Genomic DNA, 16,083 nt, shown 5'->3' on the forward strand with positions numbered 1-16,083 from the left:
CGTGGCGGCCGGCGGCTACGCGCGGGTGGGCGCCGGTCGGGGGACCTGCGTTGCCAGGACGGCGAACGGCTGGGCGACGAGGTGTCGGTTCTCCAGGGTTCTCAGCTGGGATGACCGTGGATTCGTCGGCCACTTCGATGCGATCAGATGGTCCAGACCATTGACCGAGGGTTGAGCGGCTCCCTAGCATCGGTGCCATCGCGGCGATCGCACCACGAGGCCCTTCAACCCCTCGGGCACCCCTCTCTTCACGTCCGGAACCGTTCGTCTGGGTACGCCCGGTCTCCCTCCGCACGACGCCCTCAGGAGCCGCGTGCCGCACATCGAACAGGAGTTCTCTTATGGTGACCTCGGGGGCCGAGCCGCCGGCCGACGGCGTGGGGGCGAACACCGGGGTGCTGTCCGTGGGACAGGAACGGCTCTGGTTCCTCGACCAGTTGGAGCCCGGTGACCCGGCGTACAACATCCCGTACGTGCTGCGGCTCCGCGGTGAACTCGATGCCGCGGTGCTGGAGCGGGCCCTCGACGGTGTCGTCGCCCGGCACGAGGCGCTGCGCACGCGGTTTCCCGCCGAGGACGGGCGGCCGTCGGCGGTCGTCGACGAGAGTGCGACCGTCCGCCTCGACCAGCGCGATCTGCGCGGCCTCGGCACGCGGGAGCTCGCCGGGGTGCTGGGCCGGCTCGTCAACGGGGAGTTCGTCCTCGGCGTCGGACCGCTGGTCCGGGCGGCGCTGCTGCGGACCGGCGAGGAGGAACACCTGCTCTGCCTCGTCCTCCACCACATCGTCGCGGACGGCTGGTCGCTCGGGCTGCTCCGGGCCGAACTTTCCGACCACTACGCGGCCTACAAGGAGGGACGCGACCCGGCCCTCTCCCCCGTGCCCTCCTATCGGGCGCACGCCGCCGCCGAGCGTGCCTGGCTCGAAGGTCCCGAAGCCGCCGCCGCACTGGCGTACTGGCGCGAACACCTGGCCGGTGCGCCCGCGTTGGAGTTGCCGCTCGATCTGCCCCGGCCGGCCGTGCCGAGCAGTCGCGGCGCTTACCACACCCAGGTCCTGGGCGGGATCCGGCCCGCCCTGGACGGCTTCGCGCGCGCCCACCGCGTCACGCCGTTCATGGTGCTGGCCGCCGCGTACATGAGCGTGCTGCACCGGAGCACCGGGCAGGACGACTTCTGCGTGGGCGTCCCCACCGCCGCACGGGACACCGTGGAGAGCGAGGGGACGATCGGCTACTACTCCTCCGCTCTCGTGCTGCGGGCCGGCTTCGCCGGAGCCCCCACCTTCACGGAGGTGCTGCGCAGGACCCGCTCGGACTGGCTGCGCGCGCTCACCCACCGGCGCATCCCCTTCGAGCGGCTCACGGAGGCGCTGCGGCCCGAGCGCGATACGGGGCGCACGCCCGTCTTCCAGACGCTGCTGACGGTCCACACGCACGGGGGCGGCGCGCTCGGCGAGGAGGACTTCGCCGGTCTGCGGTGCGCCGAGACCGATGGCGGGCACACCGCCGCCAAATTCGAACTCGGTCTGGACATCCGGCCCGAGGGGGACGACCTGCACGCCGTCTTCGGCTACCGAACCGACCTGCTGCACGCCGGCACGGCCGCCGCGTTCGCGTCCCGCTTCGAGGTGTTCCTGCGGGCCGCGCTCTCGTCCCCCCAGACTGCGGTCCACCGGCTGCCGCTCCTCGACGCGGACCAGCTCCGGCTCCTTGCGGACGGATCCCGAGGTCCGGACCTCGCCGGATCCGCGCCCTCGACCGTGCTCCGCGCCATCGACACGGCGGCCGCCGAGGCACCGGGCGCCCTCGCCGTCCTCGGGCCCGACGAGGCCCTCACGCGCGGCGCCCTCGCCGACGCCTCCCGAAGGCTCGCCGCCCGGTTGACCGCGCACGGCGTCGTCCGCGGCGACCTGGTCGCGCTCTGCCTTCCCCGGGGGCCGGAGGCCGTCGTCGCGATGCTCGCGGTGTGGCGGCTGGGCGCGGGCTACCTCCCGCTCGACCCTTCGTACCCCGCTTCCCGGCTCGACTTCATGCTGCGGGACAGCGGTGCCCGGCTGCTCCTCACCCCCGACGGAACCCTGCCCGACGGCTTCCCCGCCGAGCTGCCCGCCGGGCTGCGGATCCTGTCCCCGCTGCCCGGCCCGGCGTTGCCGATGACCGGGACCCCGCCGGAGCCGCCGGCCGGGCCCGGGCCCGAGGACCCGGCCTACCTCATCTACACGTCCGGGTCGACGGGCACCCCGAAGGGCGTGCTGGTGCCGCACCGGGCGCTCGCCGCGAGGGTCGCCTGGATGCGCGAGGGGTACGGCCTCACCCCACAGGACCGGGTGCTGCAGTACGCGACGCTGTCCTTCGACACCAGCGCCGAGGAGCTGTTCCCGGCGCTGGCCACGGGCGCGGTACTCGTCACCGCCCGGCCCGGCGCCACCCTTCCCGACCAGCTGGCCGAGCCGTACGCCGCGGATGTCACCGTGCTCGACCTGCCCACGCCGTACTGGCACCACCTCGTCGCCGACCTCGACGAGACGCCCTGGCCGGACCGGCTGCGCCTGCTCGTCCTGGGCGCCGACCAGGTCCAGCCGCACGCCGTGGCGGCCTGGAGAAGGCGGTTCGGCGACCGGGTGCGGCTGGTCAACTCCTACGGGCCCACCGAGACGACGATCATCGCGACCACGGCGGACCTCGGCGACCAGGACGGTGTCACCCGTCCCCCGATCGGGCGTCCGATCGGCGCGACCACCGTCGCGGTCCTCGACCGGCACGGCGGCCGGGTGCCCCCCGGTACCCCCGGTGAGCTCGCCATCGGCGGTGCCGGGGTGGCCGACGGCTACCTGGGCAGGCCCGGCGCGACCGCCCGTGCGTTCGTGCCCGACCCCGACGGGCCCCCCGGCGCCCGCCGCTACCGGACGGGCGACCTCGTGCGCCGCCGGTCCGACGGGGCACTGGAGTTCCTCGGGCGCATCGACGACCAGGTCAAGGTGCGCGGCTACCGGGTGGAGCCCGGGGAGGTGGAGGCCGCGCTCCTCGCGCTGCCGGGTGTCGGGCGGGCGGTCGTGACCGTGCGCGGGGACGTCCTCGTCGCGTACGTGGTCCCCGCGCCGGACGGTCCCGCTCCGGACCCGGTCTCCCTGCACGGCGCTCTCGCCGCCGTCCTGCCGCCGCACGCGGTTCCCCATGCCTTCGTCCTGCTGGACGCGCTGCCGCTCTTCCCGAACGGGAAGCTCGACCGTGCCGCACTGCCGGCTCCCGACGTCGCGGCCGGGGCCCGGGCTCGGTTCGAACCGCCGCGCACTGAGGGCGAGGAGCTCGTCGCCGAAGTCTGGGGCGAGGTGCTCGGGGTGGACGGCATCGGCGCACACGACGACTTCTTCGCCCTGGGCGGGCACTCCCTCCTCGCCACCCGGGTCATCGCCCGCGTCCGCGCCGCCATCGACGTGGCCGTACCGCTTCGCGTCCTGTTCACCCACCGCACGGTGGCCGCCTTCGCCGAGGCCGTCGAAGCCGCCCTGGCCGCCGAGATCGACGTCCTGTCCGAGGCCGACGCAGTCGAACTCCTGGCCGCGCAGGACGCCCTGGAAGGAAACCGACCGACGTCATGAGCGACACCGACACCGACACCGACACCACGACCGCGGCCGACCCGGCCCCGGAGGCCGCGCCCGCGCCCGGGTCGTCCCGCACCCCCGGCCCCCTCCCTCCGGGGGCGGCCGACTCTGCCGCGCCCGCTCTGTCCGGCGCCAAGCGGGAGCTGCTTCGGCGGCGGCTGGCGTCTCGGGCGAAGCGGTCGGCCGCCATCCCGCGGCGGGCCCCGGGAGTTCCCGTTCCGCTGTCCTTCGCTCAGGAACGCCTGTGGTTCATGGAGCAGTTCGCGCCCGGGACCTCCGCGTACAACATCCCCGTCGTGCGGCGCCTGCGCGGTCCGCTGGACGCCGATGCCCTCCGGGCCGCACTCGGCGCGAGCGTCGCCCGCCACGAGACGCTGCGTTCGCGCTACCCGGCGACCGAGGACGGACGCCCCCTGCTCGTGGTCGATCCGCCGGGCCCGGCGGCGTTCGCCCTGGTGGACGCGGCCGACGAGGCCGGCGCCGAGAGGATCGTTGACGAGGCCGCCGCGGCGCCGTTCGATCTGGAGGAGGGGCCGCTGTTCCGGGCCGTGCTGGTGCGGCTCGCCGACGACGACCACGTCCTCCTGCTGCTCGTCCACCACAGTGTGAGCGACGGCTGGTCGAGCGAGGTACTGCTCGGGGAGGTCCTGCGGAGCTACGCGGCCCGGGTGGCAGGCACGCCGGACCCGCTGCCGGAGCTCCCGGTGCAGTACGGCGACTTCGCCCTGTGGCAGCGCGAGCGGCTGAGCGGGGAGCGGCTGGCCGGGGAGCTCGCGCACTGGGGGCGCGAGCTCGCGGGGATCGAGCCGCTGGAGCTGTCGTTCTCGCGGCCGCGGCCACCCCGGCAGACGTTCGAGGGCGCCGGCTATGCCTTCTCCGTGGACCGGGTGCTGCTCGACCGGCTGGCCGCCCTCGGCGACCGGCACAACGCCACCCTCCACATGGTGCTTCTGGCCGCGTTCCAGGCGGCACTGTCCCGGTACGCCGGGCGCCACGACTTCGCCGTCGGCTCACCGGTCGCCGGCCGTCCGGAGGCGGAACTGGAGCCGCTGGTGGGCATGTTCGTGAACGTGCTCGCGCTTCCGGCGCGGCTCGGCGGGGACCCGACCTTCGCCGAACTGATCGGCCGCACCCGCGAGACCTGCCTCGACGCGTACGCCCACCAGGAGCTGCCGTTCGCCCAGTTGGTGAGCGAGCTCAAGGTGCCCAGGGACGTCTCGCGGCCCCCGGTCTTCCAGGCCGTCCTCGCCGTGCAGAACTACGCCGTCCAGCGCGACGGAGCCGATCTCGAACTCCCCTTCGAGGTCGCGCCGTTCGGGGTGCGGGCGAGCGGCACCCGGTTCGACGTCGAGCTGTTCCTCCAGGAGTGGCCGCAGGGGCTGCGCGGCTCCTTCAACTACAACACGGACCTGTTCGCCGAGGAGGACGTCGCCGCGCTCGCGGCCCACCTCGGACGGCTGCTCGACGCCGTGGCCGCAGACCCCGGCCTTCCCCTCTCCGGCCTGAGCCTCCTCACCGACGAGGAGCGGGCGTTCGAGGTGGATCGGTTCAACGACACCACCGCCGAACGGCCGGCCACGACCTTGACCGCGCTCTTCGACCGGCAGGCCGCCCTGACCCCGCAGGCCGTCGCGGTAGCCGTCGAAGACCGGCCCGCCCTGACCTACCGCGCCCTGGCCGACCTGGCCGACCGGATCGCGGGCCGGCTCGCCGCGGAGGGCATCGGCCCCGGCGACCTGGTTGCCGTGAGCGCCGAGCGCTCACCGGAACTCGTCGCCGGGCTCCTCGGGGTGCTGCGCACCGGAGCCGCGTACACCCCGCTCGAACCGGACTATCCGGCCGAGCGCCTGGCCTTCCTGCTCGCCGACAGCGACGCCAGGATCCTGCTCACGCAGCGCGGCCTCGTCACCCCCGACGGCTGCAGCGCCCGCGTCCTGCTCCTCGACGATCCCGCCGAGTGGCCGCGCGCCCGCGAGCTGCCCGCCGGTCCGCGGCCGCAGGACACCGCGTACCTCATCTACACCTCCGGCTCGACCGGCCGCCCCAAGGGAGTGCCCAACACCCACCGGGGCATCGCCAACCGCATCCAGTGGATGCAGGACCGGTATCGCATCGGTCCCGGTGACGCGGTCCTGCAGAAGACTCCGACCGGGTTCGACGTCTCGGTCTGGGAGTTCTTCTGGCCGCTGACCGCCGGGGCACGGATCGTCCTCGCCAAGCCCGGCGGCCAACGGGACAGCGGCTACCTGCGCGACCTCATCGTGTCCGCGGGGGTGACCGTCGCCCACTTCGTGCCGACCATGCTCACCACGTTCCTGACCGAGGAGGGCCTGGAGGACTGCACGGGGCTGCGGCGCGTGGTGTGCAGCGGCGAGGCACTGCCTCCGGACACCGCCCGCGAGCTCATCGCGCGGCTGCCCGGTACCTCCCTGGCCAATCTGTACGGTCCGACCGAGGCCGCGGTGGACGTCTCGGCCTGGGAGTGCACGGGGCCGATGGAGACCGTGCCGATCGGTCTCCCCGTCGACAACACGCGCCTGTACGTGCTCGACGAGCGGCTGCGCCCGGTGCCGCCCGGCGCCCCGGGAGAACTCCACATCGGCGGGACCGCCGTGGCCCTGGGCTACCACCGGCGGCCGGGACTGACCGCCGCGCGCTTCGTGCCCGACCCGTACGGACCGCCCGGGGCCCGGCTGTACCGGACCGGCGACCTGGCGCGTCGGCGCCCGGACGGCATGCTCGAACACCTCGGCCGGATCGACCAGCAGATCAAGCTGCGCGGGCTGCGGATCGAGCCCGGCGAGACCGAGGCGGCGCTCCGCGCCCAGCCGGGGATCGCCGATGCCGCGGTCGTCCTGGACGAGGACCGGCCCGGCGGCGGCCGTCTCGTGGGCTACCTGGTGGCCGCCGAGGGCGCCGAGGAACCCGATCCGTCGGCGCTGCGCGCCACGCTGCGCCGGAGCCTGCCCGACCACCAGGTGCCGACGGCCTACACCGTGGTGCCCGCGCTGCCGCTCACCCCGAACGGCAAGCTGGACCGGCGGGCCCTTCCGGCGCCGGCCGTCCACCGGGCGACCGGGGCCGCCGAGCCGCAGACCCCGGCCGAGGTCCTGCTCGCCGAGATCTGGGCGGAGGTCCTGGGCCTGCCTCGGGTGGGCGCCGACGAGGACTTCTTCGATCTCGGCGGTCATTCGCTCCTCGCGACCCAGGTGGTGGCGAAGGCCCGCAGACGGCTGACGGAGGCCGGGGCCAGGCCGATCAGCGTGATGGACCTGTTCACCCAGCGGACCGTCCGCGAGCTCGCCGCCGTCGCCGTGCGCGACGAGCGGGAGCGCGGGCCCCGCTCCCTGCTGCACCGCCTCACCCGCGCAGTCCCCGCCCAGCGGCGGCGGCTCACCCTCGTGTGCGTGCCGTACGGGGGCGGCAGCGCCGTCGTGTACCAGCCCGTCGCCGACGCGCTGCCGCCCGACACCGAGCTGTGGGCCGTCGCCATCCCCGGGCACGACCTCGGCGTCACCGAGGAACGGCTCTCCTTCGACGAGCTCGCTGCCGGTATCGCGGCGGAGGTCCAGGAGCAGGTGGAGGGCCCGCTGGTGGTCTACGGACACTGCGCCGTCGGCACGGCGCTCGCGGTCGCGGTCGCCCGGTCCCTGGAGGCGTCCGGGCGGGAGCTGGAGGGCGTGTACGCGGGAGCCCAGTACCCCTTCGCGAAGCCGCGCAGCCGTGTGCTGACCGCACTCGGGAAGGTCGCCTCGCTGGAACCGCTGGTCGGCGACCGGACGTACGCCAACTGGCTGACCGGTATGGGCGTCGACACCTCCGAGCTCGACGAGGAGCAGGTGCGGTTCGTGATCGGCAACATGCGCCGGGACACCAGGGCCGCGGAGGACTGGTTCACCCGGGTCATCGGGGAGGTGGCCGACGGGGCGCCGCGGCTGCGGGCTCCGCTGGTCTCGCTGGTCGGCGACCGGGATCCGGCCGCCGACTTCTACCAGGAGCGCTACCGCGAGTGGCTGCTGCTGGCCGAACGCTCCGCGGTGGCGGTGCTGGACGAGGGCGGGCACTTCTTCATCTCCTACCGGGCGGCCGAGGTCGCGGAGGCCGTCACGAGCGTCCACCGTGCCGTCCTGGACGGCACGACCGGGGCGCTGCCGGTGGCGGACCCGGAGAACTCCTGGTGGTTCCACGGCGAGACCGGCCCCGCCGGCGGCCGGCCGGCACCGGAGGGCGCCCGCCCGGGGGGCGACCCCGGTCCGGTCCCGTCAGCCGCTGCCGGCCCGGACACGGGTGGGGAAGCGGGCGCGGACGCAGGTGCGGGAGCGGACCGGGGCGCGGGCCCCCAGCCCGGCATGGGGCGGTTCCTGCTGGTGGCCGGCGGCCAGCTCGCGTCCATCATCGGGTCCGCGCTCACCGAGTTCGCCCTGCCGATCTGGATCCTCCTGGAGACCGGGTCGATGGCCCGGTACGCGCTGTACGCGGTCGTCGCCATGCTCCCCGGCATCCTCGTCGGACCGCTCGCGGGGGCGCTCGTGGACCGGATGGACCGGCGCCGGGTGATGCTCGCGGGCGACATCGCGGCCGGCGCCACCCAGGCGGGGCTGCTCGTCCTGCTGCTGACCGGCCAGCTGCGGTCGTGGGAGGTGTACGTCCTGCTCGGCGTGCTGTCCGTCTCACTGACCTTCCAGCGGCTCGCCTACTCCTCGGCGGTGCCGCAACTGGTTCCCAAGCGCTATCTGGGGCACGCCAACGGCATCGTGCAACTCGCCTTCGGAACCGCACAGTTCGTGGTGCCCCTGGCAGCCGTCGCCCTGATGGCGGCCATCGGCCTGCGCGGCATCCTCGTCATCGACGTGATCAGTTACGTGCTGGCCATAGGGGTCCTGGCAGCGGTCCGGTTCCCGCGCACGCTGCCCTGGACCCGGCGCGAGTCCCTCGTCGCGGAGATCCGCAACGGCTTCGCGCACGCGTGGCGGCGCCGCGGCTTCCGTTCCATGCTGCTGTGGTTCGCGGGGCTCAACATCTTCCTCTCGCCGCTCTTCCTCCTCACCACCCCGCTGGTCCTCGCCTTCGACGACCTCGGCGGAGCGGCCCGCGTGGCGGTCGCGGGCGGCGCCGGGGCCCTCCTGGGCGGGGTGACCATGGGTTTCTGGGGCGGTCCGCGGCGGCAGCGGATGCGCGGCATGCTCGCCCTCGCGGGGCTCCTGGCCCTGGCGGGCGCCGTCACCGGACTGCGCGCCAATCTGTGGGTGGTGGCCCTCGGCGCCTTCGGGATGTCGTTCGCCCTCGCCCTCGTCAACGGGATCTACGCGACGATCGTCCAGACGAAGGTGCCGCAGCGGTTCCACGGGCGGGTGTTCGCCCTCAACACGCTGATCGCCTGGTCCACCCTCCCGCTGGGCCACGGGGTCGTCGCTCCGCTCGGCTCCGCCTTCTTCGGCCCGATGATGGAGCCGGGCGGCGCCCTCGCCCCGGTCTTCGGGCCGCTCATCGGCACCGGACCCGGCCGCGGCATCGCCTTGATGTACGTGCTGTTCGGGCTCGCGATGGCCGGGCTGGTCGCCCTCGGCCTGCGACTGCCGTCACTGTCCCGTTTCGACCGCGACGTGCCCGACGCGGAACCGGACGACCTGCTCGGCCTGCGGGAGCGGGCCCGGGCCGCCGCGGACCGGCGGGCGAAGGCGGGCGCCGCGTGATCCGCCGACGCCCCGGGGCCGGACGCGGCCCGGCAGGGCCCGCCCCTGCGCCGCCCGGAACCCTGCCGGAACTGCTCGCCCACCGGGCCGCCGCGCACGGGGAGCGTACGGCGATCGTCAACGGGCAGGCCCGGCTGGGCTTCGCCGACTGGCAGGACCGCAGCGGGGCCTTGGCCGGAGCGCTGCGACAGGCCGGGCTGGCCGCCGGGGACCGGGTGGTGCTGTGGTTCGGCACGGAGTCCTGGACGCAGTACGCGGTGGCGTTCCTCGCCGTCCTGCGGGCCGGCGGCGTCGCCGTACCGCTCTCCGACCGGACGTCGCCCGCCGGCACGAGGCACGTCTTCGCGGACGCGGGGGCACGCCTCGTGGTGTCCGCGGGCCCCGGGCTGCCGGCGGGGGTCCCGCCCGGCGTGCGGGCCCTCGTCGAGGACGGGGCGTCCCCGCACCAGGCCCTCGTCGAGGACGGGGCGTCCCCGCACCAGGCCCTCCCCGACCCGGCCGCGCCCGGCCCTTCGGCCCCGGCCCAGATCCTCTACACCTCGGGCACGACCGGGGCCCCCAAGGGGGTCGTGGCGGCGCACGCCAACCTGGTGCACGGCTGCACGCGCGACGAGCGGCGCCGCCCGCTGCGCCACTCCCGTACCTTTCTGCACGCCTTTCCCGTCGGCAGCAACGCGGGCCAGACCATGCTCGTCAACGCCCTGAACGCGGAGGCGACCTGTGTCACCGCGCCGCAGTTCACTCCGGCGAGGTTCCTGCGGGCGGTCGCCGAGCACGGCGTCGGCAGCGTCTTCGTGGTCCCCGCCATGGCGATCGAACTCCTCGGCTCACCGGCCCTGGCGTCGGCCGCGGACGCCGGAGGCCTTGACACCGTACGCCTGGTGGGGTCGACGGCGGCGGCCCTGCCGCAGCAGGTCGCGCTCGATCTGAGCCGGGCGTTCGCCCCGGCCCAGATCGTCAACTACTACACCTCCACGGAGGCCGCCCCCGCCCAGGTCACGCTGCTGTTCGACGCGGCCCGCCCGCAGTCCCCGGGCCGGCCCGCGTCGCTGACCGATCTGCGCGTCACGGACGGTGCGGGACGCCCGGTGCCGCCCGGTGGGACCGGCGAGCTCTGGCTGCGCTCCCCCACCGCCCCGCGCGCCTATCTGGGGGGCGCAGACGTGGAGGTGTTCCACGGCGGCTGGACCCGGATGGGCGACCTCGGCCGGGTCGACGAGGACGGTTTCCTCCATCTGGTCGACCGTGAGCGCGACGTCGTCAAGTCCGGTGGCCACAAGGTCTCCACGCTCCAGGTCGAGAACGCCCTGCACGCCCACCCGGACGTGGTGGACGCTGCCGCGGTCGGCGTCCCGCATCCCGTCCTGGGGAGCGTGGTCGCCGCCGCCGTGGTGCCGCGCGGCACCGACCCGGTGGGCAGCGGTGGGGACCGCGACCGGCTGACCGCGAGCGCCGTGCGGGCCTTCCTGCTCGGCCTGCTGTCCCCCCACGAACTCCCCTCCCCGATCGTCTTCCTCGACGCGCTCCCCCGCAATGAGGGCGGCAAGGTCCTCAAGCGGGATCTGCGCCGGATCCTCACCCCCGACCCCCGCGAGGCCACACCGTGAACCACCCCATGACCCGGCCCGGCCCGGACCGGCTCAGCCCTGCCCAGCACGGCATCTGGCTCACAGAGCGCATGCTCGACACCGGAGCCGCCTACCACTTGGCCGTCACCCTCGACCTCGCCGGGCCGCTCGACGCCGGGGCGCTCGATCTGGCCTGCCGGGCGGTGGCCGCGCACCACCCCGCACTGGCGACCCGGCCGGGACCGGACGGCTCCGTCCGCTCCTGCGGGGCACCGGCCCTGCGGCGCGCGAACTGCGCACCGCAGGCACTGGACGCGGCCATGGCCCGGGAGCTGGCGGCCCCGTTCGACGCCGAGGCCGGCCCCCTCTGCCGCTTCACCCTGTTCCGTACCGGCCCCGAGCGGCACGTGCTGCTGGCCGTCGTGCACCACCTCGCCTTCGACGGCGAGTCCAAGGACCGGCTCGTCTCCGATCTGGCCGCCGCCTACCGGGGTGAGCCCCTGCCACCGGCGCCCGCCGTCCCCGGGGACGCGCCCGGACCGGAGGCGCTCGCCGCCGCCCGCGCGTACTGGGCGGAGCGCGGGTACGCGCCGGGCCCGCCGCTCCTGCCGTACCTCGCGCCGCCCGCGGACGGGGGTCTGGTGGCGGCGCCCGGCTCCGAGGTGTCCTTCCGGCTCGGTGCCGGGCACTGCGACGCGCTCGCGGAGGCGGCCCGCACACTCGGCGTCACCCGTTTCGAACTGCTCCTCGCCTCCTGGCAGGCACTGCTCGTTCGGTACGGGGACCCTGCCCCGGCGACCTCGGTGGAACTTTCCCTGCGGCCTCCGGGCGCTGCGGTGGGCATCGGAGCGGCCGTCAACGAACTGCCCCTGCGCGTCGGGCCCGTAGACGAGGGCCAGCCGGTCCGGCTGCCCTTCGAGGAATGGGTGCGCGCGGTGCGGGGCGAGCTGCGCGCCCTGTACCCGCACCGCTCCGTCCCCCTGGGTCAGGCCGTCCGGGGCCTCACCCCGCGGACCGCGCTGACCCCGCTGTCGGTGAGTTACCGGCGGCGGTCCGCGGTGTCCGCGCCGGACTTCGGGGCGGTGACCGCCGAGGTGCGCTGGATCGGCTTCCCCGGCGCCGTCCGCAACCTCCTGCACCTGCAACTCGTCGACAACGGGAACGAGATCCACGGCAGCGCCCAGTTCCGCACCGGGGCGCCCTTCGGGCGCGCTGCCGGGCCGGGCGGCCCGGACGCGGACGCGCAGGGCGGCGGGTGCCTGCCTCCGGCTGCCGTACGCAGGATCGTGGGCCACTGGACGCGGCTGCTCGATGCGGCCCTCGCCGACCCCACGACCCCGCTGGGCGACCTTCCCCTGCTCGACGAGGACGAGCTGCGCGTCCAGCTCGCCGCTCCCGCCCCGCGCCCGGAGCTCACCGCACGCACCGTTCCCGGACTCCTCGCCGCCCAGGTGCGGGAGCGCCCGGACGCGGTCGCCGTCGTCTCGGACGGCGAGCGGCTCACGTACGCCGAACTGGCGGGCCGGGTCGCGCACGCCGCGGCGGGGCTCGTCCGGCACGGTGCCGGGCCCGGCTCGCTCGTCGGGATCGGGCTGCCGCGGGGCCTGGACCAGCTCGTCGCCGTCCTCGGCACGCTCGCCGCCGGGGCGGCCTACCTGCCGCTCGACCCCGACTACCCGGCGGAGCGGCTGGCCTTCGTCCGCGCCGACGCGGACCTCACGCTGTGTGTCACCCGCACGGCACGGGAGTCCGGCGACCTGACACCGGCGGACCTCGCGCCGCGGGCCGGTGTCACCGTGCCGGCCCTCCCGGTGCCCGATGCCGCCCTCCCCGCGTACGTGCTCTACACCTCGGGCTCCACCGGACTGCCCAAGGGCGTCGAGGTGCCGCATTCCGCCCTCGGGAACCTCCTCGGCAGCCTCGCCGAGCAGCTCGGCTCCGGCCCGCAGGACCGCTGGCTGGGCCTGACCTCCCTGTCGTTCGACATCTCCGCCGTCGAACTGCTGCTGCCCCTGACGACCGGTGGGCGCGTCGTCCTGGTTCCCGAGGGCTCCCACCGCGACGGGCCGGCGCTGGTCGGCCTGATCGGCCGGGAGAGGGTCACCCACGTGCAGGCCACACCCAGCGGCTGGCGCCTCCTGCTGGACGCGGGCCTCGAAGCCGCCGCCCCCGTTGCGACCGCACTCACGGGGGGCGAGGCCCTGCCCGCCGGTCTGGCTGCGCGGCTGACGGCCGCGACCGGGCGGCTGGTCAACGTGTACGGCCCCACCGAGACCACCGTCTGGTCCACCCTCGCCGAGCCCGCCCTGGGCCCCGACGGCTCCATCGGCCTCGGGTCGCCGCTCGCCAACACCCGTGCGTACGTGCTCGGCCGCGACGCCGGCCCGGTACCGTACGGGATCTCCGGCGAGCTGTTCCTGGGCGGCGCCGGGGTCGCGCACGGCTACCGGGGCCGGCCGGGCCTGACCGCGGCCCGGTTCCTGCCCGATCCCTACGGGCCGCCCGGCAGCCGCATGTACCGGACCGGGGATCTGGTGCGGCGCGGTCCCGGCGGGGTCCTGGAGTTCCTCGGCCGCTCGGACGGGCAGGTGAAGCTGCGGGGCCACCGGATCGAACTGGGCGAGATCGAGTCCCGTCTGGCCGGGCACCCCGCAGTCGCCCAGGCGGCGGCCGTCCTGCACGGGCCGGAGACCGACCGCCGCCTCACCGCTTACGTCGTCCCGTCCGGCGCGGCTCCGCAGCCGGACGAACTGCGCGCCTTCCTCGCAGGCCTGCTCCCCGAGCCCGTGCTCCCGGGGGCCTACGTGGTCCTGGACGCCTTTCCACTGACTCCCAACGGGAAGCTGGACCGTGCCGCCCTGCCAGAGCCGGCGTCCCTGCGTCCCGAACCGGCGGCGGCCCCGTCGCAGGACGAGGAGCTCGACGCGGTCGGCGCCGCCGTGCTCGCGATCTGGCGCGAGGTCCTGGAACTCGACGACCTCACACCGGACGAGGACCTCTTCGACCTGGGCGGCCACTCCCTGATCATCACGGCGATCGCCGCCCGCATCCACCAGCGCCTCGGGGCGGTCGTCCCGCTGGACGCGTTCTTCGACACACCCACCGCACGCGACATCGCCGACGTCGTCCGTGCCCTGCACGAGGAGCAGAGTTGAGCAACGAGATCCGCTACGCCGTCGTCGTCAACGACGAGGAGCAGCACGCCCTCTGGCCCCAGGGCGCGCCGCTGCCCGACGGCTGGCGGTCCGAGGGCTTCGCCGGGACCGAGGAGGAGTGCGTCGCCCACGTCGACCGGGTCTGGCCCGACATCCGTCCGCTCAGCCTGCGCCGCCGCCTGGCGGCCGGGCACGGCGCCGGTCCTGCGGAGACCCGATGAGCGGGGCGGGAGGCGCACGTCCGCTGCCGCCGGGCGCCCCGTCGTACGAGGACCCGTCGCGGGACGCCCCCGAGGACGCCGCGGGAGCCCTGCTCGGGGAGCTGGCCGGGCTCGTATCACGGTCCACCGACGGGCTGCTGGGCGTGCGGGAACTGCTGGACTCCACCGCGCCGCTGACCGACCTCGGCGTCAGTTCGCTCTCGCTGCTGCGTCTGGTGGATGCCGCGGAGGGCGCGTACGGCGTCTTCGTCGACCTGGGCGACCGCACCCTGTACACCGAGGGGCTGCGCGGGCTGGCGGAACGCCTGGTGCGGCTGGGGGCGGTCCCCCTGGCGGCGGAGCCGGCGCCGTGAGCCCCGCGGCCACGGGTGCGGCGCCGGGGCGCCGGGCTCCCCGCGGAGCCGCTCGGACCAGGGACGAGGTCCTCGACGTCCCCTTCGGCGCGGGGCGGTCGGGTGAGGCGCCGCTCACCTGGGGCCAGCGCGCGATCTGGCACGCGATCGGCAGGACGGCCCCCAACGACCACTACTTCAACCTGGGCCGGGTCCTGCCCCTCGCCGACCGGGGCGTACCGGTGGACACCGAGCGCCTGTGTACGGCGATCGGCTCCCTGATGTCGCGGCACGAGGCGCTGCGGACGCGGGTGGTGGACACCGGCGGCGAGCCGGCGCAGCAGCTCCACGCGGCAGGACGGGTGGAACTCGTCGTCCGGGACGAGCCCGACCCGGAGCAGGCCGGGAGGACCGCCGCGGGGCTGCTGGCGGAGCTGTCCGGGCGCCGGTTCGGGTATGCGCGGGAGTGGCCGGTACGGCTGGGCGCGGTCCGCAGCGACGGCCGGATCACCCACGCGGTGCTCGCCCTGTGTCATCTGGCGGCCGACGGGCACGCGGCGGAGGTCCTCGAACGGGACCTGCGGCTGCTGGTGCGTCGTGGGCAGGCCGGTCCGGCCTGTGCTCAGACCCCGCTGGACCTGGCCCGGCACCAGCACGGTCCGGCCGGGCGGCGTACGAGCGAGGCCTCGCTGGCGCACTGGGAGCGCGGGCTGGCGCTGGTACCGCCGACGATGTTCGCGCAGCGGGCGGCGGAGCCGCTGCGGCCCCGGTTCTGGACGGGCCGGCTGGTGTCGGCGGCGCTGCCGCGCGCCGTGGACGCGGTGGCGTCGGCCCACGGGGTGAGCGGCTCCACGGTGCTGCTGACCGCGGCGGCGGCCCTGGTCGCGGCCGGGCAGGGGCACCGGGCCGCCGCGGTGATGCCGATCGCGGGAAATCGGGCCGCCGAGGGGCAGCGGACCTTGGTCAGTACGCTGTCGCAGGACGCGTTGTTCGTTCTGGAGCTGCCCGAAGACCCGTCCGGCAAGGCGGTCTTCACCGATGTGCTGGCCGGGGCGTGGCCCGCCGCACTGGCCGGCTACCGGGCCGCCGCCTACGATCCGGTCGCCTGGGACGCACTGCTGGAGCGGGCGGCGCGTGAGCGGGGCACCGAGGTCCATCCGTACTGCTGCTTCAATGACATGCGCCTCGTGGACCGGGCGGCGGCGGCCGTCCCGGCCCCCTGCGTGCAGGAGCTCGCCGAGCTGCGCCGCCGCACCGTCCTGGACTTCCCGGCGACGCAGGAGCGGGTGGCCTGCCGGTACTGCCTCCATCTGACCGGTGACGCGGCCGAGCTGACCGTCACCCTCACCGCCGACACCGCCTACCTGCCGCCGGACGCGATCCACGCCCACCTCCGGGGCATCGAGGAGGTGGTCGTCGCGTCAGCCGCCGGCGCCCCGCCTCCGCTCTCCGGGCTGGCGGGGCTCCTGGCGGGACCGGAGGCCGGCCGGTGAACGGGGGGCGCGTACC

7 protein-coding genes are annotated in these 16,083 nt (G+C 75.3%); all 7 read left to right on the top strand.

The features are described from left to right. Positions 1 to 341 precede the first annotated feature (341 nt). From ACIA8F_RS24215 to ACIA8F_RS24245, 7 genes are read left to right on the top strand one after another with little or no spacing between them, the layout of a single operon-like run. Positions 342 to 3,599, top strand: a complete 3,258-nt coding sequence (locus ACIA8F_RS24215; protein ID WP_399381729.1) for an amino acid adenylation domain-containing protein — start codon at positions 342 to 344, stop codon at positions 3,597 to 3,599. Then, the gene (locus ACIA8F_RS24220) at positions 3,596 to 9,298 is read left to right on the top strand and encodes an amino acid adenylation domain-containing protein (RefSeq protein WP_399381731.1); all 5,703 of its coding nucleotides are present in this window, start codon (positions 3,596 to 3,598) and stop codon (positions 9,296 to 9,298) included. The genes ACIA8F_RS24215 and ACIA8F_RS24220 overlap by 4 nt, the downstream gene beginning before the upstream one ends. Beyond that, positions 9,295 to 10,905: a class I adenylate-forming enzyme family protein gene (locus ACIA8F_RS24225; RefSeq protein ID WP_399381732.1), complete on the top strand. Its 1,611-nt coding sequence runs from the start codon at positions 9,295 to 9,297 to the stop codon at positions 10,903 to 10,905. Before ACIA8F_RS24220 ends, ACIA8F_RS24225 begins: the two co-directional genes overlap by 4 nt. Further along, positions 10,902 to 14,021: an amino acid adenylation domain-containing protein gene (locus ACIA8F_RS24230; protein ID WP_399381734.1), complete on the top strand. Its 3,120-nt coding sequence runs from the start codon at positions 10,902 to 10,904 to the stop codon at positions 14,019 to 14,021. Before ACIA8F_RS24225 ends, ACIA8F_RS24230 begins: the two co-directional genes overlap by 4 nt. Then, positions 14,018 to 14,242: an MbtH family protein gene (locus tag ACIA8F_RS24235; RefSeq protein ID WP_399381736.1), complete on the top strand. Its 225-nt coding sequence runs from the start codon at positions 14,018 to 14,020 to the stop codon at positions 14,240 to 14,242. The genes ACIA8F_RS24230 and ACIA8F_RS24235 overlap by 4 nt, the downstream gene beginning before the upstream one ends. Next, on the top strand, positions 14,239 to 14,595 hold the full coding sequence (locus ACIA8F_RS24240; RefSeq protein ID WP_399381737.1) for a phosphopantetheine-binding protein: 357 nt from the start codon (positions 14,239 to 14,241) through the stop codon (positions 14,593 to 14,595). Before ACIA8F_RS24235 ends, ACIA8F_RS24240 begins: the two co-directional genes overlap by 4 nt. Next, the gene (locus ACIA8F_RS24245) at positions 14,592 to 16,067 is read left to right on the top strand and encodes a condensation domain-containing protein (RefSeq protein ID WP_399381738.1); all 1,476 of its coding nucleotides are present in this window, start codon (positions 14,592 to 14,594) and stop codon (positions 16,065 to 16,067) included. Before ACIA8F_RS24240 ends, ACIA8F_RS24245 begins: the two co-directional genes overlap by 4 nt. Positions 16,068 to 16,083: the final 16 nt, after the last annotated feature.

The sequence above is a fragment of the Streptomyces sp. NPDC051563 genome (assembly GCF_044454225.1).
Classification (GTDB): Bacteria; Actinomycetota; Actinomycetes; order Streptomycetales; family Streptomycetaceae; genus Streptomyces.

Excerpts from the sequence above, each read along its gene's own strand:
- ACIA8F_RS24215 (WP_399381729.1), top strand. The coding sequence starts at position 342 with ATGGTGACCTCGGGGGCCGAGCCGCCGGCCGACGGCGTGGGGGCGAAC.
- ACIA8F_RS24220 (WP_399381731.1), top strand. The coding sequence starts at position 3,596 with ATGAGCGACACCGACACCGACACCGACACCACGACCGCGGCCGACCCG.
- ACIA8F_RS24240 (WP_399381737.1), top strand. The coding sequence starts at position 14,239 with ATGAGCGGGGCGGGAGGCGCACGTCCGCTGCCGCCGGGCGCCCCGTCG.